This window comes from Rhizobium chutanense (assembly GCF_002531935.1).
GTDB lineage: Bacteria > Pseudomonadota > Alphaproteobacteria > Rhizobiales > Rhizobiaceae > Rhizobium > Rhizobium chutanense.
On sequence record NZ_NWSV01000026.1, the window covers coordinates 46,593 to 72,821 of the forward strand.

The following is a 26,229-nucleotide window of genomic DNA, read 5'->3' on the forward strand; positions in this document are numbered from 1 at the left end:
CGTCCGTCATGGCATTGTCCGCCAGTCTTTTCCTGCGCCAGAACCAATCCCTGGTGATGACACCGCAACTGATGCAATCCATCCAGTTGCTGCAGATGACGCATGTCGAGCTCACCCAGTTCATCGCCCAGGAAGTCGAGAAGAACCCGCTGCTCGAATTTCCGTCGAATGACGGCGAGGCAGGCTCCGAACGCGGCGAAGCCGAAGACGAACCCTACGCTCGTTCACCGGAGGATGCCGGCTCGGACGACGGCGACGACAACCGCACCGAGGCCCTCTCCAGCGACTGGTACGACAATGGCGGCAGCGCCAGCACCAGCCGGCTGAGCGACGAGCTCGACGCCAATTATACCAATGTCTTTCCCGACGACAGCGCGCCGCAGCGCCTCGATGCGCCGGAACTCGTCGGCCAGTGGAAATCGATGCCCGGCAGCGGCGGCGAGGGCGCCGATTACGATCTCGACGATTTCGTCGCCGGCCAGGTGTCGCTGCGCGATCACCTCGCCCAGCAGATCCCCTTCGTCCTGCCCGACATGGCCGATCGGCTGATCGCGCAGAACTTCGTCGATCAGCTCGACGATGCGGGTTATCTGCAGGCCGATATGGTCGAGACCGGCGAGCGGCTGGGCACCAGCCTCAGCGCGGCCGAGCGCGTGCTTGCCGCCCTGCAGACGCTCGATCCGCCGGGGGTTTTCGCCCGCAGCCTCGCCGAATGCCTGGCGATCCAGCTCAGGCAGAAGGACCGGTACGACCCCGCCATGCAGGCGCTCGTCGAAAACCTCGAACTGCTGGCGCGGCGCGATTTCGCCACGCTGAAGCGGCTCTGCGGTGTCGACGAGGAAGACCTTCTCGACATGCTCGGCGAAATACGCCAGCTCAATCCGAAGCCCGGCAGCGGTTTCGAAACGGGTGTGTCCGAGGCGATCATGCCCGATGTGGTCGTCAGGCCGTCCTCGGACGGTAGCTGGCTGGTCGAGCTCAATCCGGATACGCTGCCGCGTGTGCTGGTCAACCAGTCCTATTTTTCCCGCGTGACCAGGAACGGCGAGGATCACGCCTTCCTTTCCGAATGCCTGCAGAGCGCCAACTGGCTGACGCGCAGCCTGGACCAGCGGGCAAAAACCATCATGAAGGTGGCAAGCGAGATCGTCCGCCAGCAGGACGCCTTCCTGCTGAATGGCGTCGACCATCTGCGCCCGCTGAACCTGAAGACGGTCGCCGAAGCGATCAAGATGCACGAATCCACCGTCAGCCGCGTCACCTCGAACAAATACATGCTGACGCCGCGCGGCCTCTTCGAGCTCAAATATTTCTTCACCGTCTCGATCAGCGCCGTTGCCGGCGGCGACAGCCATTCGGCCGAGGCCGTGCGTCACAAGATTCGCGCCCTGATCATGCAGGAGAGCCCGGACGCAGTGCTCTCCGACGACGATATCGTCGATATGCTGAAACAGGGCGGAATCGATCTCGCCCGCCGCACTGTCGCCAAATACCGGGAGGCCATGAACATCGCCTCGTCGGTTCAGCGCCGCCGCGAAAAGCGGGCGCTCGCCAAGGTCGCCGGCTTCTGACCCGGGGGCTTCGGTCCTGATCGAAGCATGGTCGCCCGCCGATCCCGCTATTTCTCTACCGACAGGACCGATTGCAACCAAAGGGGGAAGTTGTAGGAATGTTCCGGCTGGCAGTCGATGGAGGTGCTGTCCGGCTGGGGATTTACAGCACGTTTTGCGAGCATTAGCGACGGCGATTCTTCGCCCACTTGACTTTTCGGCGGCGGCTGGCTAGAAGCCCGCCGCAATCGATGCCGCAGAGGGCGTCCGGAGTTATCCCCATCATCTCAAGGGCACCAGGGTACCGCAGGCCTACGCCGATCTTGCTTGAGATTGCGCGAAGTGCTTGGATGAACCTGAGGCTTGGCGTAAACTGATACCCGCAAACGACCAGAAGAAGGGAAACTCCATGAGTGTGCGTGTATCCGGTAAACATATGGAAATTGGTGAATCGTTCCGTCAAAAGATCGAGGACCAAATTGGTATGGCCATCACGAAATACTTCGACGGGGGGTATTCCGGCCAGGTGACCGTTGTGAAGGCAAGTTCCCGGTTCTCCGCAGACTGCAAGCTTCATCTCGACAGCGGGGTGGTGCTGCATGCTGCCGGCGAAGCGACCGATCCCCAGCTTGCTTTTGACGCCGCTTCGGAGCGCATCGAAAAGCGTCTGCGCCGCTATAAGCGCAAGCTGAAGGACCATCATGCCGGAAACCATCTGAACGGTTTTGCAGAAGTCTCCTACACGGTCATGGATTCCGTGCCTGACCACGAGGATGAAATTCCCGACGATTTCGCTCCGGCGATCGTCGCTGAAAGCACGAAGCAGCTGAAGACCATGTCGGTCGCCACCGCCGTGATGGCGCTCGACATGACCGACGAGCCGCTTCTCCTGTTCCGCAGCCCCGGCAAGGAACATTTGAACATCGTTTACCGTCGGCACGACGGAAATATTGGCTGGATCGATTCAGCCAATATCAAAGGCTGAGGTCAGGGCTCAGAGCGGCGGTATCGCCGCCGCTCCTTGCATTTGATCCCGGCGACAGAAGGAAAAAGAAATGGCATTGGCAGATTTGCTCCATCAGGATGCGATCATTCCCGCCCTCAGAGTAAATTCCAAGAAACAGCTGCTTCAGGAATTGGCCGCAAGAGCCGCCAGGATCACCGGGCTCTCCGAACGGGAGATCTTCGACGTCATCCTGCAGCGCGAACGCCTTGGCTCGACCGGCGTCGGCAACGGCATCGCCATTCCCCACGGCAAGCTGGTCAACATCCATTCGATCGTCGGCATCTTCGCCCGGCTGGAGCAGCCGGTCGATTTCGAGGCCCTGGACGACCAGCCGGTCGATCTCGTCTTCCTGCTGCTGGCGCCGGAAGGTGCCGGCGCTGATCATCTCAAGGCCCTGTCGCGCATCGCCCGCGTGCTGCGCGATCATGATCTGGTCGCCAAGCTGCGCGCCACCGATTCCGCTTCGGCGATCTATGCCTTCCTCAACGAGGAGCAGACGTCGAACGCCGCCTGAACGATATTCGTCCCTGAACGCAAAAGGCGCCCGATTTCCCGGGCGCCTTTTGCTTTCATACGGGTTGGGCCCGACCGATCAGAATTCTTCCCAACTGTCCTCGACCACGGCGGCTGAACCGCGTGACGGGGCAGCCGCGCGGCGGATCGGCGGGGCGGCAGCCCGATGCGAAGCGGCAGCGGCAGCCGGCGCCCGCATCTTTTGCGCGACCGAGGCGAGGACGGCGGCATTGCCTGAGCCTGCGACCCTGAAGCGGGTGGCGAGCGCCTTCAGCGTCTGCGCCTCGTCGTTGAGCGCGACGCTCGCCGCAGTCGCTTCCTCGACCATCGCCGCGTTCTGCTGCGTCACCTGGTCCATCTGGTTCATGGCCTGGTTGATCTCCTTCAGGCCGACGGCCTGTTCGCTCGCCGATGCCGAGATCTGCCGGATGAGGTCGTTAATGCTCATCACCTGTTCGGCGATCTTGTGCAGCGTACCGCCGGCGCGCCCGACGAGATCGACGCCTTCCTTGACCTGGACGGCCGAAGTGTTGATCAGCGTCTTGATCTCCTTGGCGGCATTGGCCGAGCGCTGCGCCAGCTCTCGTACTTCCTGGGCGACGACGGCAAAGCCCTTGCCGGCGTCGCCGGCGCGCGCTGCCTCGACGCCGGCGTTGAGCGCCAAAAGGTTCGTCTGGAAGGCGATCTCGTCGATGACGCCGATGATCCGGGAAACCTCCGTCGAAGACTGCTCGATCCCCTGCATCGAGGCGATCGCCTTCTGCACCACTTCGCCGGATTTTTCGGCATCTTGGCAGGCGAGGTTGACGTTGTCGGCGGCCGTGCGGGCATGATCGGCGCTGGAATCGACCTGTGCGGTCAGCTCGTTCAGCGCGGCCGCCGTCTCCTCCAGGCTCGCCGCCTGCTGTTCGGTGCGTTTGGCGAGGTCGGAAGCGCTGTTGCTGATTTCGCCGGTGCCCGAGCCGATATTGGCAACGCTGAGGTTCATCGTGTTGATGGTCTCTTCGAGGCTCGCAAGGGCGGCGTTGAAATCCTGCTTCAGCTTGCCGTATTCGCCGGGGAATTCGTCGGTGATGCGGTAACCGAGATTGCCCTGCGACAGCTCGGAAAGGCCGGCGCCGACGATCGAGACGATATGGCGCTGCAGCGACACCGATTGCTGGCGATCCGATTCCGAACGGCTGCGCTCGTTTTCCGCCGCCTGCCGCTCCCGGGCGGCCTCGTCTTCGAGACGACGGCTGTCGGCGAGCGTGAAGCGGAAGCCTTCCAGCGCCTTGGCGACCGAACCGATTTCGTCGGTGCGGTCCTGGGCTGCGACCGGTTCGTCATATTTGCCGTCGCCGAGCGCTTCAACGCTGGCAACGAGCCCGCCGAGCGGCCGCTGCACCAGCGAGCGGACGGCGAAATAGAGCGCGAGCATCACCGCGCCGAGCACGATCAGGCCGTTGACGATCATCAGATAGGTCTGGTCCCGTACCGGCGCGTTGATCGCAGTGTGCGGCACGTCGACGAGCACGACCCAGGTGGCGTTGACGCCGGGAACCGCGAAGGGATAGACGACGCGGTCGAAAGGATCGAGGCCGTCATAGGTGAGGTTCCTGACGAGGCCGGGCTGTTTGCTCGACAGCGCCGACTTGACGACGTCGGCGCCTTCGCCGTCATACTGTTTGCTCATCAGGTCGGGGATCGGCGCGACGATCCAGTTGCCCGCCTGCGACAAGAGCGTCACGCGGCCGGAGCCGAAAGGATGCAGCGCCTGCAGCTTGTCGGTCAGCGACTTCAGCGAGATGTCGACGCCGCCGACGCCGATCATCTTGCCGCCTGACATGACCGGATAAGCAATCGAGGTCAGGAGTGTCGGAACATCGGTTCCCTCGGCCATGTAGGGCGTGGTGATTGCGCCCTTGCCGCTGTCGGCGGCGAGCTTCCACCATTCGGCCGTATAATCCTCATCGAAGGTGGAGTACTGGATGCCGCCGTCCTTGGTCTTCGACCAGTAGGGCGTGAAGACGCCGTTCTTGTTGACGCCTTCGTCCTTGTTGTTGGCAAGCTCGGTGGTCTTGCCGTCGAGCGCGCCGGGTTTCTCGCAGAGCCAACTGCCGAAGGCGAAGGCATTCTGTTCGAGATTGGCCTTCAGCACGTTGATCATGCCCTTGCGATCGAGCGACTTGCCTTCATGGGCGCGGCCGAGGACGCCCATCATGCTGCGCGCGGCGCTGGCGAGTTCGCCGACATTGGCGGCAATTTCATTGGCGATGGATTTTGCCTCGAGATTGGCCTGATCCATCGTCAGCGTCTGGACGCGATCCCGGGTCTGGCCGATGAGGAAGAAATTCGAAACGATGAGAACAAGTGCGATGGCGACGCCGGTGATGACGATGAGTTTCGCCGCAAGCGATTTCATTCGAAAAATGAACATGGGGTCCTCGGGCAAGCATGCGCCGAACGGGCATTCTCCGGCGCAGGAGCGAAGGCATCGCTCCGTCATGGAGCAGCCGCCTACAGCGCCGCTCGTCTTTTCCGACGCGCAAAGGACGCTGTAGCACTGTGAATTGCGGTGATCGGCGAGAGCCAAAAAGGGAATGGCTATCCGTCGACCACGAGCAACATCGCCGGAGATCTGTTAAATTTGAATGAAACTTTAGTGTCTGCTCAAGGAAAAGCCGCCGGAATTCCCTAAAAATCGAGGGGGGCCGCCGGCGGCTTCGCAAAGAGACGGAAGTTATATCCTGCCTGCGACGTCTTCGCTGAGCGGGATCGAAGGCTGCGCCCCCGATTTCAGGCAGGCGAGCGAACCGGCAACCGCTGCCCGGCGCAACGCCGAGGCAAAATCGAGGCCTTCATCGAGGCTTGCAGCGAAGTAGCCGCAGAATGTGTCTCCCGCGCCGACCGTGTCGACCGGTTCGATCTTCAGTCCCTGCGCCCGCGAGATTGCCCCGTCGCGGATGGCGATAACGCCGTCGCCGCCGAGCGTCACGATCAGCGTCTGGCCGGTTTCGGCATGAAGGCGGCCAAGGGCTGCCTCGCGCGCCGGCGCATCCATGCCGTCCTGTCCGGCAAGCCGCTCGAACTCGGTCTCGTTGGCGATGACGATATCGGCAAGCCGACCGAGGCGGGCCGCATCGGGGATCAAGGGAGCAAGGTTGAGGATGCTGGTAACGCCTTTGGCGCGAGCGGCCGACAGGGCGCGTTCGACGGCAGCCACCGGCACTTCGAGCTGCAGCGTCAGGATGTCGCCTTCACTCATGCCGCCGATTGCCGCTTCGGCATCGTCAGGCCTCACATGGCCATTGGCGCCCGGGACGACGGCGATCATGTTTTCGCCGTCGCCACCGACCAGGATCAGCGCCGTGCCTGTCGGGCCGTCGACATGCCTGACGAGAGAAAGATCGGTTCCCGCCTCATCGAGCAGGGCAAGCGCATCGGCGGCGAAGGCATCCTTGCCGACGGCGCCGGCCATATGCACGGTGCGGCCGGCGCGGCGCGCGGCCAGCGCCTGGTTGGCGCCCTTACCGCCGGCGGCGGTGGCAAAACCGTTGCCGGCCACCGTTTCGCCGGGCTTCGGCAGGCGCTCGGTGGTGGCGATGAGGTCCATGTTGATGGACCCGAAAACTGTGATCATCAGGCTGTCCCGTCTTTTGGAGCATGCGGACGACATCATGCTCCTGCTATTTCATGCGGGGCCGACACTGCCCGAAGCGGTCACTCCTCGTCAACCACCCGGAGCTTGAGAAGACCGGTGCGGCTTTCCACCGATTTGGCGGCGGCTTCGCTGTCGCGGGCAGGCTTGGCTTCGCCACCCGCCTCGAATTCCAGCGCCTCGATCTTGGCGCCGCGCCTGGTCAGCTTGTCGGCCGAGGTGACCACCATGTCGATATCCTTCTGCGCCATGGCGAAATGGCCCTGCAGCTTGCGCACCCGCTCGTCGAGACGGCCGAGATCGTCCATCAGGATCGCCACCTCGCCCTGGATCAGATGCGCCTGCGCCCGCATGCGCTGGTCCTTGAGCACGGCCTGGATGACCTGGATCGACAGCATCAGCAGCGACGGCGAGACGATGACGATGCGCGCCCGGTGCGCTTTCTGCACCAGGGCTTCGAAATTTTCGTGGATCTCGGCGAAGATCGATTCCGACGGCACGAAGAGAAAGGCCGTCTCCTGGGTTTCGCCCTGGATCAGATATTTCTCGGCAATATCCCTGATATGGACCTCCAGGTCGCGGCGGAACTGCTGGCCGGCGATCTTGCCGGCCTCGGGGCTGCCGGCGTCGCGGATCGCATTCCAGGCTTCGAGCGGAAATTTCGCGTCGATCACCAGCGGCGGCGCGCCGTTCGGCATGCGGATCGTGCAGTCCGGCCGCGAGCCGTTCGACAACGTCTGCTGGAAGGCGTAGGCGCCCATCGGCAGGCCATCGGCGACGATCGTTTCCATCCGGGACTGACCGAAAGCGCCGCGTGTCTGCTTGTTGGAAAGAATGGCCTGCAGCCCGACGACATCCCTGGCGAGCGTCTGGATATTGTTCTGCGCCGCATCGATCACCGCCAGCCGCTCCTGCAGCCGCTGCAGGTTCTCATGCGTCGATTTGGTCTGCTCGGTGATCGTCGAGTTGACCCGCTGCGACATGCCGTCGAGGCGCTGGCCGATCGCCTGGTTGAGCTCGCTTTGGCGCGCACCGAAGACTTCGGTCATCGCCGCGATGCGGCCCTGCATCTCCGCCTGGATCTTCAGGAGCTCGGCCATGCGCGCCTCGTTTTCCCCAGCGCGAAAACTCGCCTCCTCCGCCTGTTCGCGGCGAAGGCTTGCGCCACGCAGCAGCAGAATGATCACCAGCAGGCCGAGGGCCAGAAGCACCCCGCCGGCAAGCGCCAGCATGGCCGGGCTGATCGAGGCAAGAGACACGGTGAGCGAATCGGAATTGACGGTCATGCCGCAACCATAACAGAAGGGATGGCAATTTATAGATCAAAACGTGAACGAGGCTGGCGGTCCTCAATCTCTTGTCGCGCCGCGCCCCTCGGGCGGCATGAGGCGAATATGGCGAAATTCCGGGCGGGGGATGGAAAAAAGCGTCTTCCCCGCCCGCCGGATAATTCCATAGTCGGAAAAGATGGGTTATGGGAACGCCATGACCATCAAGCCACTCATCATTCTTCCCGATCCACTTCTGCGCCAGCTCTCCAAGCCGATCGAGCGGGTCGACGCCGACCTGCAGCGCCTTGCCGGCGACATGCTGGAAACCATGTACGACGCGCCGGGCATCGGCCTTGCCGCGATCCAGATCGGCGTGCCGCGCCGCATGCTGGTGATCGATGTGTCGCGCGAGGGTGAAGAAAAGCAGCCGCAGGTCTTCATCAACCCGGAGATCGTCACATCGTCCGACGAGCGCTCGGTCTATGAGGAAGGCTGCCTGTCGATCCCGGATTATTACGCCGAGGTCGAGCGCCCCGCCGTCGTCTCGGTCAAATATCTCGACCGCAACGGCAAGGAACAGACGGTGGAAGCCGACGGCCTGCTCGCCACCTGCCTGCAGCACGAGATCGATCATCTGAACGGCGTGCTGTTCATCGATTATATCTCGCGGCTGAAGCGGGAGATGGTGATCAAGAAATTCACCAAGGCGGCAAAGTCCAAGGCGCTCTGAGCGGTAGATTGAAAACTTATCGGCAAAGCACTATGATATCAGTGATATCATGATGGAGGCGCCGCATGGGTGATCTGCTTATTCGCGATGTTCCGGATGCAATGAAGCGGCAGCTTCAGGAGAGTGCGCAGCGCAATGGCCGCAGTCTTTCGGAAGAAGCGATTGAAATCATCCGCCGACAGATTGCGGCGGAGCGCTCGGGAGCTCCTGCCGGGCAGCGTCTGCGCTCGCTGATGGGCGGGGAAAGACTGAGCGATGACGAAGTGGAGGCTATCGCCGTGTCTCGCCACGAACGCGACCGCGAACCGCCACGTTTCGACAGATGATCGTCCTCGATACGAACGTGATTTCCGAATTGCAGGGAAGGACCCATAGCGAGCGGATATTGAACTGGTTGGACGCTTACGACGTCGACACGCTTTTCCTGACGACGATCTCCGTCGGGGAAATGCGCTATGGGCTTGAACTCCTCGATGACGGCAGGCGAAAAGCGGCATTGATTTCCGATTTCAATCGGATCGAGTCTGAATTTGCCGGCCGTATACTCGGGTTTTCGCTCAGTGCGGCCAATCGCTACGGCCTGCTGGCTGCGGCGCGCAGAAAGGCGGGGCGGCCGGTGGAAACAAAGGATGCCATGATTGCCGCCATCTGCCTTGCCAACGGCGCGACGCTCGCCACCCGCAACACCAGAGATTTCGAAGGGCTTGATCTCAAGCTCGTAAACCCGTTTGAAGACGGTTGAACCGCAATTGGCGAGATAAAATGTCTCTTCGTATCATCTTCATGGGAACGCCTGAGTTCTCGGTCCCCACCCTGCGCCTGCTCGTCGATGCCGGCCACGACATCGTTGCGGTCTACACCCAGCCGCCGCGTCCGGGCGGCCGGCGGGGGCTCGATCTGCAGAAATCGCCGGTGCATCAGGCGGCCGAACTGCTCGGCCTTCCCGTTTTCACGCCGCTCAATTTCAAGGACCCCGAGGAGCGCGAGCGGTTTGCCGCCCTGAAGGCCGACGTCGCCGTCGTCGTTGCCTACGGCCTGCTGCTGCCGGAGGCGGTTTTGAACGGCACCCGCGACGGCTGCTATAACGGCCATGCCTCGCTGCTGCCGCGCTGGCGGGGGGCTGCCCCCATTCAGCGGGCGATCATGGCCGGCGACGACAAGACCGGCATGATGGTGATGAAGATGGACAAGGGGCTCGACACCGGCGCCGTCGCACTGACCCGCGAAGTCGAGATCGGCCCGAACATGACGGCAGGCGAGTTGCACGACCGCCTGATGCAGGTCGGCGCCAAGGCGATGGCGGAGGCCATGGTCAAGCTGGAGATGAATGATCTGCCACTGGCGGCGCAGCCGGAAGAGGGCGTGCTCTACGCCGCCAAGATCGACAAGGCCGAAACCCGCATCGATTTCGCCGGAAACGCGCGCGACGTGCACAACCATATCCTCGGCCTGGCGCCGTTTCCGGGCGCCTGGTTCGAGCTCGTCATCGGCGGCAAGCCGGAGCGGGTCAAGGTGCTGGGCTCGGAGCTGGCGGAAGGACAGGGGCCGGCCGGACAACTGCTGACCGACGATTTCGTCGTTGCCTGCGCGTCGGGCGCGGTGCGGCTGACCAGGCTGCAGAAGGCCGGCGGCAAGCCGCTGGCGGCAGCCGATTTCCTCCGGGGCACGCCGCTCGGCGCCGGCACGAGGCTTTCCTGATGCCGCGCTTCCGCATGACCGTCGAATATGACGGCGGCCCCTATGTCGGCTGGCAGCGGCAGGAGAACGGTCCTTCCGTGCAGGGCGCAATCGAGGCGGCGGTGCTGTCTCTGACCGGCGAGACGGTGTCGATCCGTGGCGCCGGGCGCACCGATTCCGGCGTCCACGCCATGGGGCAGGTGATCCATGCCGATCTTTCGAAGGACTGGTCGCCCTATCAGTTGCAGAATGCCTTGAACGCGCATCTGAGGCTCGCCGGCGCGCGTGTCGCCATTTTGGACGTCGAGGCCGTCGCCGAATTCTTCGATGCCCGTTTCTCCGCCCTGCGGCGCCATTACCTCTACCGCATCGTCAGCCGCCGGGCGCCGCTGGCGCTCGAAGCCGGCAAGGCCTGGTGGGTGCCGAAGGCGCTCGATCACGCGGTCATGCACGCCGCCGCCCAGAGGCTGGTCGGCCGGCACGATTTCTCCACGTTCCGCTCTGCCCATTGCCAGGCAAACAGCCCGGTACGCACGCTCGACCGGCTTGATGTGACGCGCCATGGCGAGTTGATCGAGATCCGCGCCACGGCGCAAAGCTTCCTGCACAATCAGATCCGTTCCTTCGCCGGCACGCTGAAGCTCGCCGGCGAAGGCAAATGGACGCCTGATGATGTCGAGGCAGCGCTTCAGGCGCGCGACCGCAAGGCCTGCGGCCCGGTGGCGCCGCCGGACGGGCTCTATTTCATGCAGGTGGATTATCCCGACGTGATCCCCGACCGGCGAAGGCCGATCGACGAACACGACGACGATCTGTCGTAAAGCCTCTGCCGCTGAGCGGATCAGGTGGGATAGATGCCGAGGAAGTGCTGCAGATATTCCGAAAGGATCATCGATGGCACCAGCAGCACCAGCGTCATCGCCCCGACCATCAACACGTGACCCTGGCAGATCATCCGGAGAATGCGCGCCAGCACGAAGACCTGCGCCAGCATGAAGGCCAGCAGCAGCAGCGAGACGAGGCCGACGGAGCCGGGAAGGAAGACCACCATCGCCAGCAGCAGCCCGTTGATATAAGAGAGCGGCACGCCGAGCCAGTTGACGCTGACGACGACCGGCGCAAAACGCTCGCCCATGCGGAAGGCAAGCAGCAGCAGCCCGGCAAAGACCAGCGGCACGAACCAGTTGGCGAGTTCAACGAAGCCGAGCCTGACATAGAAGGCAAAGCCGACATCGGCTTCCGGCGGCATCGACCGCAGAAACACCTGCCGCCACCAGAGCCAGGAAATGCCCATCGGCGGCAGGCACCAGGCGATCGCCCAGAACGAGCGGTTGACGCCACGCTCGGACATGTCGAGGTAGCGGAAGCCGCGCGGATCCAGCCGGATCAGCAGCCAGAGGCCGGCCAGATAATACTGGACTTCCCTAAGCCCCGGCATTGGCGAACCAGCGGGCGATGAAGATTTCGTAGATCGCCGTCAGCGTCTCCAGATCGGCGACGGCGACGCGCTCGTCGACCATGTGCATCGTCTGACCGACGAGGCCGAATTCGACGACCGGGCAATAATCCTTGATAAAGCGCGCATCCGATGTGCCGCCGGTGGTCGAAAGCTTCGGCGACTGGCCGGTGACACTTTCGACGGCCGATGACAGCGAGGCGATCAGCCCATTGTTGCGCGTCAGGAAGACATGGCTCGGCCGGTCGGCCCAGACGATATCGTATTTCACCGGTTCGCGGCCCGGCCGCAGCCGGCCGTTGCCGGCGGCGGCATCGAGGCGCCGGAGGATTTCGGCGCGAAGCGTCTCGACCGTCCAGCTGTCGTTGAAGCGGATGTTGAAGCTGGCCGAGGCCTTGGCCGGAATGACATTGGTCGCCGGATTGCCGACATCGACCGTGGTGACTTCGAGGTTCGACGGCTGGAAATCGTCGGTGCCGCCATCGAAGGGCGGGTCCATCAGCGCCTGCGTCAACTGCAGCATGCCGCGCACCGGATTGTCGGCAAGATGCGGATAGGCTGCATGGCCCTGGACGCCGTGCACGGTGATCTTGCCCGACAGCGAGCCGCGCCGGCCGATCTTGATCATGTCGCCGAGCCTGTCCGGATTGGTCGGCTCGCCCACCAGGCAGGCATCCCAGCGCTCGCCGCGCTCGGCCGCCCATTGCAGGAGCTTGATCGTACCGTTGATTGCCGGGCCTTCTTCGTCGCCGGTGATCAGCAACGAGATCGAGCCCTGGGGAAGCCCGTTTTTCTCGATATGACGGGCGACGGCGGCGATGAAACAGGCGATGCCGCCCTTCATGTCGACGGCGCCGCGGCCGAAAAGCTCGCCCTTGGAAATCTGGGCCTCAAAGGGCGGATGCGTCCAGGCGGCCTCGTCGCCAACCGGCACGACATCGGTATGGCCGGCAAACATCAGATGCGGGCCGTCCTTGCCGAGCCTGGCATAGAGGTTCTCGATATCGGGCGTTCCCTCTTCGCTCGCCCTCACTCTGTCGATGGTAAAGCCAAGCGGCGCCAGCATGGCGTCGAGCGCCGACAGTGCGCCGCCCTCCGCGGGCGTCACGGAGGGGCAGCGAATCAGCGTCTGGAGATTGGCGACGGGATCGGTAGGTGTCATGGCAGTGGAACTATCCGGCGGGAATGGCAAAGACATGGCAAGGCGGCGCCGCCTCGCGCAAAAGACGCCGTCTGTTTACCGGATCAATCTGCCGATGTCATCAATCTCTGAGCAGCTCGTTGATGCCGGTCTTGGAGCGGGTCTTTTCATCGACGCGCTTGACGATGACGGCGCAGTAGAGATGCGGCGCCGGCTGGCCGTTGCCCATTGTCGCATTGCCCGACGGCATCGAGCCGGCGACGACGACGGAATAGGGCGGCACTTCACCATAAGTCACTTCGCCGGTCGTGCGGTCGACGATCTTGGTCGACTTGCCGATATAGACGCCCATGCCGAGCACCGAACCTTCGCGGATGATGCAGCCTTCGACCACTTCCGAACGGGCGCCGATGAAGCAATTGTCCTCGATGATCGTCGGGCCGGCCTGCATCGGCTCCAGCACGCCGCCGATGCCGACGCCGCCGGACAGATGCACATGCTTGCCGATCTGCGCGCAGGAGCCGACCGTCGCCCAGGTATCGACCATCGTGCCCTCGCCGACATAGGCGCCGAGATTGACGAAGGACGGCATCAGGATTGCATTCGGGGCGATATAGGCCGAGCGGCGCACGACGCAGTTCGGCACGGCGCGGAAGCCGCTGGCACGGAACTGGTTCTCGCCCCAGCCCTCGAATTTCGAAGGCACCTTGTCCCACCAGGTGGAATTGCCCGAACCGCCCTTGACCACCTCCATGTCGTTCAGGCGGAAGGAGAGCAGCACGGCCTTCTTCAGCCACTGATTGACCGTCCAGGCGCCATCGGCGCCGCGCGTCGCCACACGGACCTTGCCGGCATCGAGCAGGTCGAGGGCTGCTTCGACCGCATCGCGAACCTCACCCTTGGTCGACGTGTTCACATTGTCGCGATTGTCGAAGGCGGTTTCGATGGTCTTTTCGAGGGATGCGAGGTCGGTGGCGCTCATGAGAATTCCTTAAACTTCGATCTTTATCGTGGAGACGGCAAGGTCTCCGGAATTGCGGTTGGCGGGATTGGGTCCTGCTCTACAGCATGCACCCGCAGAATGGAATGATTTTTCGGGCAAGTTCACCTGGATTCAAGGCGTTATAGCGACATATCCGGTCTCACGGCCGGCAATACTGAAAGGCATTTCGACATGGCGAAGGGACGAAACGGCGGTTCTAGGCGCAAGGATGGCGTATGGGATCCGCTGAAGAGCAGCTCGACCGACAGGCAGCGCGCCGAGGCCGTGCCGAAGACGCCGCAGACGATGTCGCCCGCCTATCGCCTTGCCTATGTCGACGAGGATTTCCTCTGCCGCGAGGAACTGCGGCCGATCCGCCTGCAGCTGGAACTGTTGAAGCCGGAAATGATGCTGACCGAACGCGGCATCAAGTCGACCGTCGTCATGTTCGGCGGCGCCCGCATTCCCGCCCCCGGCCAGAGCGCCTGGGCCGCCCGCAACGACATCCAGCGCGCCAATCTGGAAGCGGCCTCCGTCTATTATGAGGAGGCGCGCAAATTCGCCCGGCTCTGCTCGAAATATTCGGCAGGCTTGAATTTCCACGAATATGTCATCGTCACCGGCGGTGGCCCTGGCGTCATGGAGGCCGGCAATCGCGGCGCCGCCGACGAGGGCGCGCCTTCGATCGGCCTCAACATCGTGCTGCCGCACGAGCAGGCGCCGAACGCCTATGTGACGCCGGAACTCAGCTTCAACTTCCACTATTTTGCCATCCGCAAGATGCATTTCATGGTGCGCGCCAAGGCGATCGCGGTCTTTCCCGGTGGCTTTGGAACGCTCGACGAATTCTTCGAATGCCTGACGCTGATCCAGACCGGCCGCATGGAGCGCCTGCCGCTGATCCTCTTCGGCGAGGCCTTCTGGAGAAGCATCGTCAATTTCGACGCATTGGCCGAATTCGGCACGATCGCGCCCGACGACGTCAAGCTGATCAGTTTCGTCGACACGGCCGAAGCCGCATGGAAGATTATCCAGGATTTCTACGAACACCGGGAATAGAGCGTCAACGCGGTGTTTGAACAAATCTCCCGCTCTTCCCAAGCAGGAAAGAACGGGAGACAGGGTTCGTCCGGCCTTACAGGAACGGCCGGTCCGGCATGTCGTCGATCGAGATGACGCCGTCCTTGTTGCGGTCCATCCGCGTAAACAGCTTGTCGAAGGCGGCGACGGCTTCCTGTTTGGAAATCTGGCCGTTCTGGTCGGTGTCGATCCGGTGCATCATCATTGAAGCACGCATGATATTGCCGCCATGGCGCATCCAGTGATGATCGCCGCGGCCGTCATGACCGTCGCGCGGCGGCCGTTGCTGGTCGTTGGCATCAGGCGTCGCGGCTACGGTATCGGCATCCTTGTCTTCGCCGGCATCCTGCTTGCGCTGGTCCCTCATCGCCTGCATCTGCGTTTTCTGGTAGGCGCGGATCTCGCCCGGGGTCAGCGAGCCGTCATTATTGGTGTCGATCGCAGCGAAAATCTTGTCGAGGCCGGCGCTTGCCTCTTCCTTGGTGACCTTTCCGTCCTTGTTCGTGTCGAACTGCTTGAGCATGCGGACATAGGTGATTTCGAGGAAGGCATCGCGGCCCGGCCCCGGATGGTCCCTGCCGGCGTGCGGGCGCGATCCGTCACCGGGCGCGGCAAAACCTGCCCCGGCCGCAGCGCCGAAAATGAGGACGGAGGAAAGCGCTGCCAGTATCAGCTTGTTGCGGTACATCATATTCGCCTTTCGTGAGGTGTCCCCTCACGAAGAAAGCTATGGTAACGGGGCGCAAAGACCCAGTTAAACATCGGTAAGCTGAATGAAACTTTGGTAATCCGTCAGCCCCCGGGCCGGTTCAGTCCGGAGCGGTAATCCTGCCGAGAAAGGCGACGAGGTCGTCGGTGACGAAATCGATATGATCCTCTTCGCCGCTGGTCTTTTCCCACCATTCGACGAGCGTGTCTTCCAGATTGCGCGGCACCAGCAGCACGGTCTGCATGCCGAGCGCCTTCGGCACCGTCAGATTGCGCGGCAGGTCCTCGAACATGGCGGCCTTGGCGGTTTCGACCCGCTTCAGCGCCGTGAACTTGTCGTAAGTCGCCTGCGCCGGCTTCGGCACGTAGTCGGCGGCGACGATATCGAAAATGTCGTCGAAATGCTCGAGAATGCCGAGCGCTTCGGCGGTCATTTCGGCGTGCTTGACGCTGCCGTTGGTGAAGATGAACTTGCGCCCCGGCAGCGCCTTGATCGCCGCGCCGAGTTCCGGCTGCGGCGTCAGCGCCGAATAGTCGATCGCATGCGCCTTTTCGAGGAAATCGTTCGGGTCGATGCCGTGATGGATCATCAGGCCCTGCAGCGTCGTGCCGTGCTCGAGGTAATATTGCTTCTGCAGCTTGCGCGCCTCGTCCCGCTCCATCTGTAAGAGCGTGGCGACATAAGCGGTCATGTTCTTGTCGATCTGCGCGAAGAGATTGACATGATGGGGATAGAGCGTGTTGTCGAGGTCGAAGACCCAGTCTGTAACGTGCTCGAAATCGGCTTTTTCAGGCGTGCGGTCGATCTTGGTCATGGCGGTCTTATGGCATGGCTGCCCAGGGAAACCAAAGCTTTTTGCTCGGCCGGCCGGATTGCCGTCGTCACCCCAAAAAAGCCGTCAGATTTTCACAACTTTAAGAGGATTTCGGCTGAATATTGCCATTGATCGCTGGTGACTTTCTGTCTGCGTCAGACAGGGGGACCCGCAAGGGTAAAGTCGCAATGAGGATCGTTCTGATAAATCCGCCGCATACGGCGATCGGCAGTCGTATTCCCGATGATCATCTTCCACCGCTCGGCCTTCTCTCGGTCGCCGGCCCGCTGATCGACGACGGTCACAGTGTCAGTCTCATCGATGCCGAATTCGGACCGATGGCGATAACGGAAATTGTCGGCCGAGTGGTGGGCAGCCACCCGGATCTGGTGCTGATCGGCCATTCCGGCTCGACGTCGGCCCATCCCACCGCCAGAGTGATTGCAGAGGCTCTCAAGCGCAGCAATCCTGCAATCCGGATCGTCTACGGCGGCGTCTTTCCCACTTACCACTGGCGCGAGGTTCTGGCCGAGACGGCGGCATTCGATATTCTCGTGCGCGGCGAAGGCGAGGAAACGATGCGACGTCTTGCCGATTGCCTGGCGACGGGCCGCCCGCTCGCAACCATTCCCGGCATCGCCTTTCGCGATGGTGAAGGCGAAATCCTGGCGACGCAGCCCGCACAGGTGATCGCCGATCTCGATGCCTATCGCGTCGGTTGGGAACTGATCGACCATGCCGACTATAGCTATTGGGGCGGCAAGCGGGCGGTCGTCATGCAGTTCTCACGCGGCTGTCCGCATCTCTGTAACTACTGCGGCCAGCGCGGCTTTTGGACCCGCTGGCGTCACCGCTCGCCGGAGCTGTTTGCCCGTGAGATCGCCAGGCTTTATCGCCAAGAGGGTGTGGAACTGATCAACCTGGCCGACGAGAATCCAACCTCCTCGCGCAAGGCGTGGCTGGCCTTCCTCGAAGCGATGATTGCCGAGAATGTGCCGGTGCAGATCGTCGGCTCGACGCGGGCGGACGATATCGTCCGCGATGCCGATATCCTGCATCTCTACCGCAAGGCCGGCGTCGTGCGCTGGTTGATCGGCATGGAAAACACCGACGAGGCGACCTTGACGCTGATCAAGAAGGGCGGAGCCAAGACAACCGACCGGGAGGCGATCCGCCTTCTGCGCCAGCACGATATCCTCTCGATGGCGACCTGGGTCGTCGGCTTCGAAGAGGAGAGGTTAAGCGATCTCTGGCGCGGCTTCCGGCAATTGCTGTCCTATGATCCCGATCAGATCCAGGCACTTTACGTCACCCCGCATCGCTGGACGCCCTTCTTCCGCATCGCCCGCGATCGGCAGGTGATCGAGGCCGATATCCGCAAATGGGATTACAAACATCAGGTGTTGAAGATGCGGCACCTGAACCCCGTCGTGCTGGTCACCTGCGTCAAGCTCATCGAGGTTGCTGTCCAGGCGCGGCCGAAGGCGCTGACGCGCATCCTCTTCCATCGCGACCGCCAACAGCGCCACTCCATGCGCTGGTACACGCAGATGGGCCGCCGCGTCTGGTTTCATGAGATCCTCGAATTTCTTTTCCGCCGCCGCCATCTGAAGGATGGCCCGACGCTCGAGAATTTCTGGGGCGCGCCGCAGGATGCCGAGGAGGAGTCGATGCTGCGCCCGCAGCGCCATAGGAAAAGCCTCGATGCGGCGGAATAAAATAGACGCCCGATTTTCGGCGGACGCGGCAGGCGTGGGGTGTTAGAAAGCGGTCATGCTTTTCGAACGCCCCGACGATGACACGCTCTACGATGCCCTGATCGCGCGCAGCGCCGATTATGAGGGCCAGGCCTATGTCTGCGTCAAAACGACAGGCATCTTCTGCCGTTTGACCTGTCCGGCGCGCAAGCCGAAGCGGGAGAATACGCTGTTCTTCGAGACGATCGCCGCCTGCATGCATTCCGGCTTCCGCCCCTGCCGGCGCTGCAGGCCGCTGGAGCAGCCGGGCAGGGAGCCGGTCGTCGATCTGTTGCTGGCCGCGCTCGACGACGAGCCGGAGGTTCGCTGGAGCGAGGATGAGCTCGTGCGCCGCGGCCATGATCCCTCGACCGTGCGGCGCGCCTTCAAGCGGGCGCTCGGCATGACCTTTCATGATGTCGCCCGTTACCGCAGGCTCGGCGAGGCGGCCCGGCAACTCGCCGACGGGGCGCGCGTCATCGATGCGCAGCTCGACGCCGGATACGGTTCTCCGAGCGGTTTTCGGACGGCCTTCCAGCGGCTCGTCGGCAAGGCGCCGGCGCTCTCGCAAAATCGCGAATTGCTCTTTGCCGATTGGTTCGACACGCCGCTGGGACCGATGATCGCGGTTGCCGACAAGACGCATCTGCATCTTCTCGAATTTCACGATCGCAAGGCGCTGCTGAGCGAACTCGAAGCGCTGCAGAAGCGCGTCCGCTCCTCCGTCGCGATCGGCCGCACCCCTGTTATCGATCAGATCGAGACGGAGATCCGCGATTATTTCGACGGGCGGCTTACCACCTTCAGAACGCCATTGGCGCTCGGCGGCACGCCCTTCGAAAAACATGTCTGGGCACAGCTTGTCGAAATCCCCGCCGGCCAGACGCGGGCCTATGGCGATCTCGCAAGGGAAATGGATCGTCCCGAAGTCGTGCGCGCCGTCGGCCGCGCCAATGGCGCCAACCAGCTTGCCATCATCGTGCCCTGCCACCGCATCCTCGGCGCCGATGGCTCTCTGACCGGTTACGGCGGCGGGCTCTGGCGCAAGCAATGGCTGCTGCGGCATGAAGAGAAGATCACGCAAGCAAAGATGGAGGAGACAGCATGAACCAGATTGAAAAGGCCAAGGCATTCGCCGCGCTTCACCGCAAGGGCGATCCGATCGTCCTCTACAATATCTGGGATGCGGGCACCGCAAAGGCCGTTGCCGATGCCGGCGCCAGGGCGCTTGCCACGGGAAGCTGGTCGGTCGCCGCCGCCCACGGCTTTGCCGATGGCGAAAAGCTGCCGATGGCGGTGCTTGTGGAGACGGCGAAATCGATTACCGATGCTGTCGATCTGCCGCTCTCGGTCGATTTCGAAGGCGCCTATTCGGCCGAGCCTCAGGGGGCGGCCGCCAATGTCGCCAGGCTCGTGGAAATCGGCGCCATCGGCATCAATTTCGAGGATCGGGTGGTCGCCGGCGAGGGGCTCTATCCCGTCGAGAGCCAGGCGGCCCGCATCCGCGCCATTCGCGCCATGGCCGACGGCAGGGATATCCCCTTCTTCATCAACGCCCGCACCGACCTTTTTCTGGCCGAGAGCGATCTTTCCAAACATGCCGGCCTGGTGGACGAGGCGATCGAGCGGGGCAGGGCCTATGCGGCGGCCGGCGGCAACGGCTTCTTCGTGCCCGGCCTGATCGATCCCGGTCTGATCGAAAAGATCTGCGCGGCATCGTCGCTGCCGGTCAATATCATGATGCGGGCAGGCGCCCCCGACGTGAAAACCCTGGCAAAGCTCGGCGTCGGCCGCATCAGCTATGGCCCGGGGCCTTACCGGTCGATGATGGAAAAGCTGAAGCAGGAGGCGGAGGCGATTTATAGCCTGCTCTGACGCCGATCCAGCGCGGGCCGCATCCGTATGGTCGGCTGCGGCCCTTAAATGACATCCCTCTCCGCTCAGGAGCGGAAGCGCAGATTGCGCCGGCTGAGCTGGTCGACCGAGGTGCAGCCCATCAGCTTCATGTCGCGTTCGATCTCGGTGCGGATCGTCTCCAGTGCCCGTTCGACGCCGGGCTGTCCGGCGGCGGCCAGCGGGAAGAGATAGTAGCGGCCGAGCCCGACCGCCTTTGCCCCCAGCGACAGCGCTTTCAGAACATGCGTTCCCCGCTGCACGCCGCCATCCATCATCACGTCGATCCGGTCGCCGACGGCATCGACGATCTCGGCCAACTGGTCGAAAGCGCTGCGCGAACCGTCGAGCTGGCGGCCGCCATGATTGGACAGCACGATGCCGGTGCAGCCGATCTCGACCGCGCGTTTGGCGTCTTCGACCGACATGATGCCCTTCAGGCAGAATTGCCCGCCCCAGGCCTGCACCATGTCGGCCACGTCGTTCCACGACATGGAGGGATCGAGCATTTCGGTGAAGTATCGGCTGATCGACAGCGAGCCGCCGTCCATCTTCACGTGGTTTTCGAGCTGCGGCAGCCGGAAAGCCTCATGCGTCATCCAGCCGATCGCCCAGGAGGGCTTGATCGCAAACTGCATCATGCCGGCGAGGTTGAGCTTGAAGGGAATGGAAAAACCGGTGCGTTTGTCGCGCTCGCGATTGCCGCCGGTGATGCTGTCGACCGTCAGCATCATCGCCTGCACGCCGGCATTCTTCGCCCGCGCCATCATCTCGCGGTTGAGGCCGCGGTCCTTGTGGAAATAGAATTGATAGACCTGCGGCCCGGCGCTGATCTGGCGCGCTTCCTCCAGGCTGATCGTGCCGAGCGAGGAGACGCCGAACATCGTGCCGTATTTTCCCGCTGCCGCCGCGACCGCCCGCTCCCCTTGGTGATGGAACAGCCGCTGCAGCGCCGTCGGCGAACAATAGACCGGCATCGCCAGCTTCTGCCCCATGACCGTCACTGACATGTCGACCTCGGCCACCCCGCGCAAGACGTCGGGCACCAGATCGCAAGCCTCGAAGGCCGCGCTATTGCGCCGATAGGTCACCTCGTCATCCGCCGCCCCGTCGATATAATCAAAGATCGGCCCGGGAAGCCGCCGTTTGGCCATGCGCCGGAAATCGTGGAAATTATAGCAGTCTGTAAGGCGCATTTTTTTGCTCGACCCGTTTTGAATTCGGGCCGCAACCTAAAGCACGATTCCAAATCTTGCCAAGGCCAGATCGGGCGATTTCCGGCCTCGGCGAGGAGATATCGCATTCACGGTCGCGATTCCGCCTGGCCGGCCGGGTGATCTGGCGGTTGCCTGCCACCAGAAGCTTCAGAGAGTGCGACGCGCCTCAACCCTCGCCTTGGCGCGATCATGTGCGGGAGTTTGATCGCCGAAGCAAGACCAAGCCCTGCCAGCAGCCGGATGAAATGCCAACCGAGGTCCAATTGCCCCGGCTCGATGCCGAGCCGCGCCGATTCCGGAAAGGCGTGATGGTTGCCGTGGAAGCTCTCGCCGAAGGTCACCAGCCCGAAACGCGGCAGGTTATAACCCTGCACCGCGACATCATCGACACTCCAGCCCTGATGGCCGGCCCGATGCGCGAAATGACCGACCAGCCAATGCCCGGTCAGCGATACCGATATCCGTGCCGCAACACCCCAGACCACCCATGGCAGCCCACCGAGCGTGAAAAGCACGAATGCCAAGGGAATCTGCTGCCCCATCCATGTCGCCTCCAGGAAACGATAGAAGCGGTCGCGTCGCTCGCGATCATCGAGCACGAAACCTGGCGGGTGGTCCAGCACCACCATGCAATGCATCTGCCAGAAGGCATCCATAAGGAAAGATTTCCGATGGGCATAGAGGTCATGGCAGTCTCGCTGCCGTTGCGCCCAATCGCGAATGTCGTGCGCGTAGATCATGCCGAAGGGACCGGCCATGCCGACCAGCACACCGAGATAGACGAGCAAGTGCTCGATCCAGAGAGGCGTGCTGAAGGAGCGGTGAATCAGCAGCCGGTGCATGCCGACCGAATGACCGAGGCAGATCGTGATGGCGGTCAAGAGGATAAAGGCGGCAAAGGCGCTCCAACTGAAGGTCAGTGGTCCACCAATAACGGCAATGACGGTCATGGCGGTGATCCAGATCGACTTTGCCGGCATCCAGACGACTTTGCCTTTCAATGAATCGCTGCTGTTGTCGATCATCCGTCCGGTGGAAATACTGCTCACGGCAAACTCCTTCCGATCGGGCGCATTCTGTTCTTGAACATCGCCCGAGAATTCATTAATTAAGGAATTACCTAATTAATTTGCACCAGTGAAATCGATTAGGCAATACATTAATTGCTTAATTAATTAGCTCGATGCAATGATGGCGAAGGCACGGAGACCAACTTGGAAGACGAGACTTTCGACGACACTACGGAAGGCAGCTCTGTCGGCACCGCCCAGCGGGTGTTCCACGCGCTTTCCAGTGCGCCGCGCCGGAAGATCCTTGCCTATCTCTCGGCCTCGGGCCTGACAGCCGGCGAGATCGCCGACCGCTTCAGCATGTCCAAGCCCGCCGTTTCGCAGCATCTGTCCATCCTCGAAACTGCGGGATTGATCAGACGCGAGAAACACGGCCAGTTCGTCCATTATTCCCTGATCGAGAACAATCTGGTCAACACGCTGAACGGCTTCGTGCAAGAGGTCTGCCCGGTCGGCCGGCCGATCAAGAAGGAAAGCCAAGCGCGCGCCCGCGTGAAGCAGGCGCCTTGAGCGTCGGGCAGATCCATGCTGGCTTGGTCGCAGGATGATGGACGCGAGGAAGAGCGGAGTTCGGGCAGGCGCCTGCGCCCCCGACGGTAAAACCGGGACAGCGCGCGGCGACGATTGAGCCTGTGATCGGCTCCGATTTGCGTCCATACGCCGGCGTGAGGAAGGTGCCCCTCGTTCTGATGAAGGGCGCAGCCTCGCTCAGGGAACGATCAGCGTTCCGATGCCGTGCTCGGTGAAGATCTCGAGCAGCACGGAATGGGCGGTCTTGCCGTTGAGGATGACGACGCCCTGGACGCCAGCCTTGATCGCATCGATGCAGGTCTCGACCTTCGGGATCATGCCGCCGGAGATCGTGCCGTCGGCGATCAGCGCATGCGCTTCGGCGACGGAAAGCTCCTTGATCAGCTGGCCGTTCTTGTCGAGCACGCCGGGCACGTCGGTCAGGAACAGCAGCCGGGTAGCGTTCAGCGCCCCGGCAATGGCGCCGGCGAAGGTGTCGGCATTGATATTGTAGGTGGCGCCGTCGCGGCCGGGCGCGACGGGTGCGATCACCGGGATCATCTCGGAGCGGGCGAGCAGGTCGAGCAATGTGCGGTCGACCTCGACCACCTCGCCGACGAAGCCGAGATCGAGCACGCGCTCGATGTTGGAATCCGGATCCTTGACGGTCTTGCGCGCCTTTTCGGCGAAGACCATGTTGCCGTCCTTGCCGCAAAGGCCGATCGCCCATTCGCCGGTCTGGTTGATGAGCGCGACGATCTCCTTGTTGATCGAGCCGGCCAGCACCATCTCGACGATCTCGACCGTCTTCTGGTCGGTGACGCGCAGCCCGCCTTCGAATTTCGATTCGATGCCCATCTTGTTGAGCATGGCGCCGATTTGCGGGCCGCCGCCGTGAACGACGATCGGGTTGACGCCCGATTGCTTCAGAAGCGCGATATCGCTGGCAAAGGCCTTGCCGAGCTCGGGATTGCCCATGGCGTGGCCGCCATATTTCACGACAATAGTCTTGTTCTCGTAACGCTGCATGAAGGGCAGCGCCTTGGCCAGAAGCCGTGCCTGCAGTTCGCTTTCGGACTCGTTCATGGGGACCCCGCAGAATTGTTCGCGGCCTTTTATCGCAAGTTTCCGACAGAGGGAATAATCCAGAGGGCAATAGTTTTTCGTATCTGGCGCGGAGCCGGTGGACTTGACCGTCCGGCGCACCCCGAGGCGCACCCGGGCATGATATGAGGAACGGCATGCAAGGCGATGAGATTGCAGACCTGATCGGCCGCGTCGCGCTCGGCGATCGCACGGCCTTTACGGCTCTCTACAACCAGACCGGACCGAAACTTTTTGCGATCTGCCTGCGTATCTTGAAGGATCGCACGGAAGCCGAGGAAACCCTGCAGGAAGTCTATATCGGCATCTGGCAAAGGGCCCGAACTTTTCAGGCCGCCGCGGGTTCGTCCTCGGCGTGGCTTTCGGCGATTGCCCGCAACCGGTCGATCGATGCGCTGCGGGCACGAAAGCCCGTCGCCGACGAAATCGACAGCGCCTACGATCTTGCCGATGCCGCACCCGACCCGGAAATGCAGACGATGACGAAGGATGAAGGAAGGCGGATTGACACCTGCATGGAAGAGTTGGAAGCTGATCGTGCGGTCGCGGTGAAACGGGCTTATGTCGAAGGGCTGAGCTATCAGGAACTGGCCGATCAGTTTGGTGTCCCGCTGAACACGATGCGGACCTGGCTCAGGCGCAGCCTCCTGAAACTGAGAGAGTGCATGGAACGATGACATCGCCCGACAAAAGCAAGGGAGACCGCTCCCGCGACGAGGTTCTCGCCGGCGAATATGTGCTTGGTGTCCTGTCGCTGCAGGACCGGCGGGTGGTGGAAGAACGCATGCGCCACGATCGGCCCTTTGCCGCCATCGTCAGCCGCTGGGAAACCAACCTTTCCGCCTTCAATGACGAGTATGAAGCCGTCGCTCCGAGCCGGCAAACCTTCAAGCAGATCGAGGCGCGGCTTTTCGGCGATGCCGGAAAATCCGCATCCTTTTCGCAGGGGCTCTGGAATTCGGCGGGTTTCTGGCGTTCGCTGAGTTTTGCCTGCATCGTCGTTGCCGTCAGTGCCGTCATCTTCGCCTCCGGCGTGGTGCCGCAGCCGCAGGGGCCGGCCCCGCTGGTGGCCTCGCTTTCCGGCCAGAACAACGCCATCAATCTTCTCGCCTCCTACGAGCTGCAGAGCGGCCGGCTGAAGATCGTGCCGGTCGCAGCCGGCAAGCCGGAGGAGAAGTCGCTGGAACTCTGGCTGGTGCCTGGCAGCGGCGTGCCGAAATCGCTCGGCGTCTTCCAGCCGGGCGAGAGCGGTGAACTGGTCATCCCCGCCGATCTGCGCAGCCATCTTGCCGATGGCGCAACGCTCGCCGTCAGTCTCGAGCCCTTCGGCGGCTCGCCCACCGGCCAGGCAACCGGTCCGGTGATCGCCAGCGGCCCATTACGCCGGCCGTGATCGGACACGGCCATGATCGGGCGTCGGCCAAAATCATTTTCTCCTGTCTGAAACTCTTCGGCGCAAACCTCCGTAGTTCGAAATGTCCGGACGACGCTCAGGCATAAGGCCCGCGGATGCTGTCCGGTGAGGAGAAAATCATGATCAAATCAGTATTGCGCGGTTTTGCGCTCGCCACCGCCCTGTCTGCCGTCGCCTTTGCGGCCGCCAAGAACCCGATCGTCGGCGGGGCGGCGATGTTCGACAGCAAGAACATCATCGAAAACGCCGTGAATTCCAAGGATCACACGACGCTGGTCGCAGCCGTCAAGGCAGCCGGCCTCGTCGGCACGCTCGAGGGCAAGGGCCCCTTCACCGTCTTTGCGCCGACCAACGAAGCTTTCGCCGCCCTGCCGAAGGGCACCGTCGACACGCTGCTGAAGCCGGAAAACAAGGCGACGCTCACCAAGGTTCTGACCTGCCATGTCGTTGCCGCCGACGCGATGGCCAAGACCGTTGCCAAGATGATCAAGGATGACGGCGGCGAACACGACATCAAGACCGTCGGCGGCTGCGTGCTGAAAGCCAGGGAAAGCATGGGCAAGATCACTTTGACCGACGAAAATGGCGGCGTCTCCCATGTGACGATCGCCGACGTCAAACAGTCGAACGGCGTCATCCACGTTGTCGACAAGGTGCTGCTGCCGAAGATGTAACCGCCTATCGGCGAACGCATGGGGCGCTCTTCTGCGCCCCTT

At 62.5% G+C, this 26,229-nt stretch carries 27 protein-coding genes; 16 read left to right on the forward strand and 11 right to left on the reverse strand.

Annotation, left to right across the window (positions count from 1 at the left end; genetic code table 11):
- Nucleotides 1-8 precede the first annotated feature (8 nt).
- The 3 genes from rpoN to ptsN all read left to right on the forward strand — a co-directional run bounded on the left by rpoN (nucleotide 9) and on the right by ptsN (nucleotide 3,070).
- Nucleotides 9-1,571 (forward strand): RNA polymerase factor sigma-54, encoded by a 1,563-nt coding sequence (gene rpoN / locus CO666_RS26930; RefSeq protein WP_097615087.1) that lies wholly within the window; start codon nucleotides 9-11, stop codon nucleotides 1,569-1,571.
- Between the two features lie 388 nt (nucleotides 1,572-1,959).
- Nucleotides 1,960-2,535: a ribosome hibernation-promoting factor, HPF/YfiA family gene (gene hpf / locus CO666_RS26935; RefSeq protein ID WP_004674094.1), complete on the forward strand. Its 576-nt coding sequence runs from the start codon at nucleotides 1,960-1,962 to the stop codon at nucleotides 2,533-2,535.
- A 70-nt stretch (nucleotides 2,536-2,605) separates the two neighbouring features.
- A complete protein-coding gene (gene ptsN / locus CO666_RS26940) occupies nucleotides 2,606-3,070 on the forward strand; it encodes a PTS IIA-like nitrogen regulatory protein PtsN (RefSeq protein ID WP_003570770.1) in 465 nt (154 codons plus the stop codon).
- A gap of 78 nt (nucleotides 3,071-3,148) precedes the next feature.
- Here the strand turns inward: ptsN and CO666_RS26945 are convergent, their stop codons facing one another.
- The 3 genes from CO666_RS26945 to CO666_RS26955 all read right to left on the reverse strand — a co-directional run bounded on the left by CO666_RS26945 (nucleotide 3,149) and on the right by CO666_RS26955 (nucleotide 7,995).
- Nucleotides 3,149-5,488 (reverse strand): methyl-accepting chemotaxis protein, encoded by a 2,340-nt coding sequence (locus tag CO666_RS26945; protein WP_097615088.1) that lies wholly within the window; start codon nucleotides 5,486-5,488, stop codon nucleotides 3,149-3,151.
- 303 nt (nucleotides 5,489-5,791) lie between these two features.
- Nucleotides 5,792-6,691 (reverse strand): ribokinase, encoded by a 900-nt coding sequence (locus tag CO666_RS26950; RefSeq protein WP_097615128.1) that lies wholly within the window; start codon nucleotides 6,689-6,691, stop codon nucleotides 5,792-5,794.
- A gap of 80 nt (nucleotides 6,692-6,771) precedes the next feature.
- On the reverse strand, nucleotides 6,772-7,995 hold the full coding sequence (locus tag CO666_RS26955) for a DNA recombination protein RmuC (RefSeq protein ID WP_097615089.1): 1,224 nt from the start codon (nucleotides 7,993-7,995) through the stop codon (nucleotides 6,772-6,774).
- 199 nt (nucleotides 7,996-8,194) lie between these two features.
- Between CO666_RS26955 and def the strand changes: the two genes are divergently transcribed.
- The 5 genes from def to truA all read left to right on the forward strand — a co-directional run bounded on the left by def (nucleotide 8,195) and on the right by truA (nucleotide 11,208).
- On the forward strand, nucleotides 8,195-8,710 hold the full coding sequence (def, locus tag CO666_RS26960) for a peptide deformylase (RefSeq protein WP_097615129.1): 516 nt from the start codon (nucleotides 8,195-8,197) through the stop codon (nucleotides 8,708-8,710).
- A 65-nt stretch (nucleotides 8,711-8,775) separates the two neighbouring features.
- On the forward strand, nucleotides 8,776-9,036 hold the full coding sequence (locus CO666_RS26965; protein WP_097615090.1) for a FitA-like ribbon-helix-helix domain-containing protein: 261 nt from the start codon (nucleotides 8,776-8,778) through the stop codon (nucleotides 9,034-9,036).
- Nucleotides 9,033-9,452, forward strand: coding sequence for a type II toxin-antitoxin system VapC family toxin (locus tag CO666_RS26970; protein ID WP_097615091.1), 420 nt, complete (start codon nucleotides 9,033-9,035; stop codon nucleotides 9,450-9,452). Before CO666_RS26965 ends, CO666_RS26970 begins: the two co-directional genes overlap by 4 nt.
- A 20-nt stretch (nucleotides 9,453-9,472) precedes the next feature.
- Entirely contained in the window at nucleotides 9,473-10,408 is a 936-nt protein-coding gene (gene fmt, locus CO666_RS26975) for a methionyl-tRNA formyltransferase (protein WP_097615092.1), read from the forward strand.
- Entirely contained in the window at nucleotides 10,408-11,208 is an 801-nt protein-coding gene (truA, locus tag CO666_RS26980; protein ID WP_097615093.1) for a tRNA pseudouridine(38-40) synthase TruA, read from the forward strand. The genes fmt and truA overlap by 1 nt, the downstream gene beginning before the upstream one ends.
- Before the next feature lie 20 nt (nucleotides 11,209-11,228).
- On the opposite strand, the gene CO666_RS26985 is transcribed toward truA, so the two are convergent.
- From CO666_RS26985 to dapD, 3 genes are all read right to left on the reverse strand, one after another.
- Nucleotides 11,229-11,825 carry a hypothetical protein gene (locus tag CO666_RS26985; protein ID WP_097615094.1) on the reverse strand — a complete coding sequence of 199 codons (597 nt, stop codon included), beginning with the start codon at nucleotides 11,823-11,825 and terminating at the stop codon, nucleotides 11,229-11,231.
- Nucleotides 11,812-13,005 (reverse strand): succinyl-diaminopimelate desuccinylase, encoded by a 1,194-nt coding sequence (gene dapE / locus CO666_RS26990; protein ID WP_097615095.1) that lies wholly within the window; start codon nucleotides 13,003-13,005, stop codon nucleotides 11,812-11,814. The genes CO666_RS26985 and dapE overlap by 14 nt, the downstream gene beginning before the upstream one ends.
- Before the next feature lie 100 nt (nucleotides 13,006-13,105).
- Complete coding sequence (gene dapD, locus CO666_RS26995) at nucleotides 13,106-13,966, reverse strand: 2,3,4,5-tetrahydropyridine-2,6-dicarboxylate N-succinyltransferase (protein WP_097615096.1); 861 nt, start codon at nucleotides 13,964-13,966, stop codon at nucleotides 13,106-13,108.
- A gap of 192 nt (nucleotides 13,967-14,158) precedes the next feature.
- On the opposite strand from dapD, the gene CO666_RS27000 reads away from it, so the two are divergent.
- Complete coding sequence (locus CO666_RS27000) at nucleotides 14,159-15,025, forward strand: LOG family protein (protein ID WP_097615097.1); 867 nt, start codon at nucleotides 14,159-14,161, stop codon at nucleotides 15,023-15,025.
- 76 nt (nucleotides 15,026-15,101) lie between these two features.
- Here the strand turns inward: CO666_RS27000 and CO666_RS27005 are convergent, their stop codons facing one another.
- Together CO666_RS27005 and CO666_RS27010 are read right to left on the reverse strand one after the other, a co-directional pair.
- Nucleotides 15,102-15,734 (reverse strand): EF-hand domain-containing protein, encoded by a 633-nt coding sequence (locus CO666_RS27005; RefSeq protein WP_097615098.1) that lies wholly within the window; start codon nucleotides 15,732-15,734, stop codon nucleotides 15,102-15,104.
- A gap of 121 nt (nucleotides 15,735-15,855) precedes the next feature.
- Nucleotides 15,856-16,569 carry a pyrimidine 5'-nucleotidase gene (locus CO666_RS27010; RefSeq protein ID WP_097615099.1) on the reverse strand — a complete coding sequence of 238 codons (714 nt, stop codon included), beginning with the start codon at nucleotides 16,567-16,569 and terminating at the stop codon, nucleotides 15,856-15,858.
- A gap of 188 nt (nucleotides 16,570-16,757) precedes the next feature.
- Between CO666_RS27010 and bchE the strand changes: the two genes are divergently transcribed.
- Genes bchE through CO666_RS27025 form a run of 3 tightly spaced genes read left to right on the forward strand, consistent with a single transcriptional unit; the run spans nucleotide 16,758 to nucleotide 20,180 of the window.
- Nucleotides 16,758-18,287: a magnesium-protoporphyrin IX monomethyl ester anaerobic oxidative cyclase gene (gene bchE, locus CO666_RS27015; protein WP_097615100.1), complete on the forward strand. Its 1,530-nt coding sequence runs from the start codon at nucleotides 16,758-16,760 to the stop codon at nucleotides 18,285-18,287.
- Nucleotides 18,288-18,342: 55 nt separating this feature from the next.
- Complete coding sequence (locus tag CO666_RS27020) at nucleotides 18,343-19,413, forward strand: bifunctional transcriptional activator/DNA repair enzyme AdaA (RefSeq protein ID WP_097615101.1); 1,071 nt, start codon at nucleotides 18,343-18,345, stop codon at nucleotides 19,411-19,413.
- Complete coding sequence (locus CO666_RS27025; protein ID WP_097615102.1) at nucleotides 19,410-20,180, forward strand: isocitrate lyase/PEP mutase family protein; 771 nt, start codon at nucleotides 19,410-19,412, stop codon at nucleotides 20,178-20,180. Before CO666_RS27020 ends, CO666_RS27025 begins: the two co-directional genes overlap by 4 nt.
- A 65-nt stretch (nucleotides 20,181-20,245) precedes the next feature.
- Here the strand turns inward: CO666_RS27025 and CO666_RS27030 are convergent, their stop codons facing one another.
- Both CO666_RS27030 and CO666_RS27035 read right to left on the reverse strand, forming a co-directional pair.
- Nucleotides 20,246-21,394, reverse strand: a complete 1,149-nt coding sequence (locus CO666_RS27030) for an alpha-hydroxy acid oxidase (protein WP_097615103.1) — start codon at nucleotides 21,392-21,394, stop codon at nucleotides 20,246-20,248.
- 107 nt (nucleotides 21,395-21,501) lie between these two features.
- Nucleotides 21,502-22,464, reverse strand: coding sequence for an acyl-CoA desaturase (locus CO666_RS27035; RefSeq protein ID WP_097615104.1), 963 nt, complete (start codon nucleotides 22,462-22,464; stop codon nucleotides 21,502-21,504).
- A 165-nt stretch (nucleotides 22,465-22,629) separates the two neighbouring features.
- Between CO666_RS27035 and CO666_RS27040 the strand changes: the two genes are divergently transcribed.
- Nucleotides 22,630-22,995: a metalloregulator ArsR/SmtB family transcription factor gene (locus tag CO666_RS27040; RefSeq protein WP_097615105.1), complete on the forward strand. Its 366-nt coding sequence runs from the start codon at nucleotides 22,630-22,632 to the stop codon at nucleotides 22,993-22,995.
- A gap of 198 nt (nucleotides 22,996-23,193) precedes the next feature.
- Here the strand turns inward: CO666_RS27040 and argB are convergent, their stop codons facing one another.
- The gene (gene argB, locus CO666_RS27045) at nucleotides 23,194-24,081 is read right to left on the reverse strand and encodes an acetylglutamate kinase (RefSeq protein WP_010065789.1); all 888 of its coding nucleotides are present in this window, start codon (nucleotides 24,079-24,081) and stop codon (nucleotides 23,194-23,196) included.
- A 155-nt stretch (nucleotides 24,082-24,236) separates the two neighbouring features.
- Between argB and CO666_RS27050 the strand changes: the two genes are divergently transcribed.
- From CO666_RS27050 to CO666_RS27060, 3 genes are all read left to right on the forward strand, one after another.
- The gene (locus tag CO666_RS27050) at nucleotides 24,237-24,776 is read left to right on the forward strand and encodes a sigma-70 family RNA polymerase sigma factor (protein ID WP_097615106.1); all 540 of its coding nucleotides are present in this window, start codon (nucleotides 24,237-24,239) and stop codon (nucleotides 24,774-24,776) included.
- Entirely contained in the window at nucleotides 24,773-25,492 is a 720-nt protein-coding gene (locus CO666_RS27055) for an anti-sigma factor (RefSeq protein WP_097615107.1), read from the forward strand. Before CO666_RS27050 ends, CO666_RS27055 begins: the two co-directional genes overlap by 4 nt.
- A 140-nt stretch (nucleotides 25,493-25,632) precedes the next feature.
- Nucleotides 25,633-26,187, forward strand: coding sequence for a fasciclin domain-containing protein (locus CO666_RS27060; RefSeq protein WP_097615130.1), 555 nt, complete (start codon nucleotides 25,633-25,635; stop codon nucleotides 26,185-26,187).
- Nucleotides 26,188-26,229 lie beyond the last annotated feature (42 nt).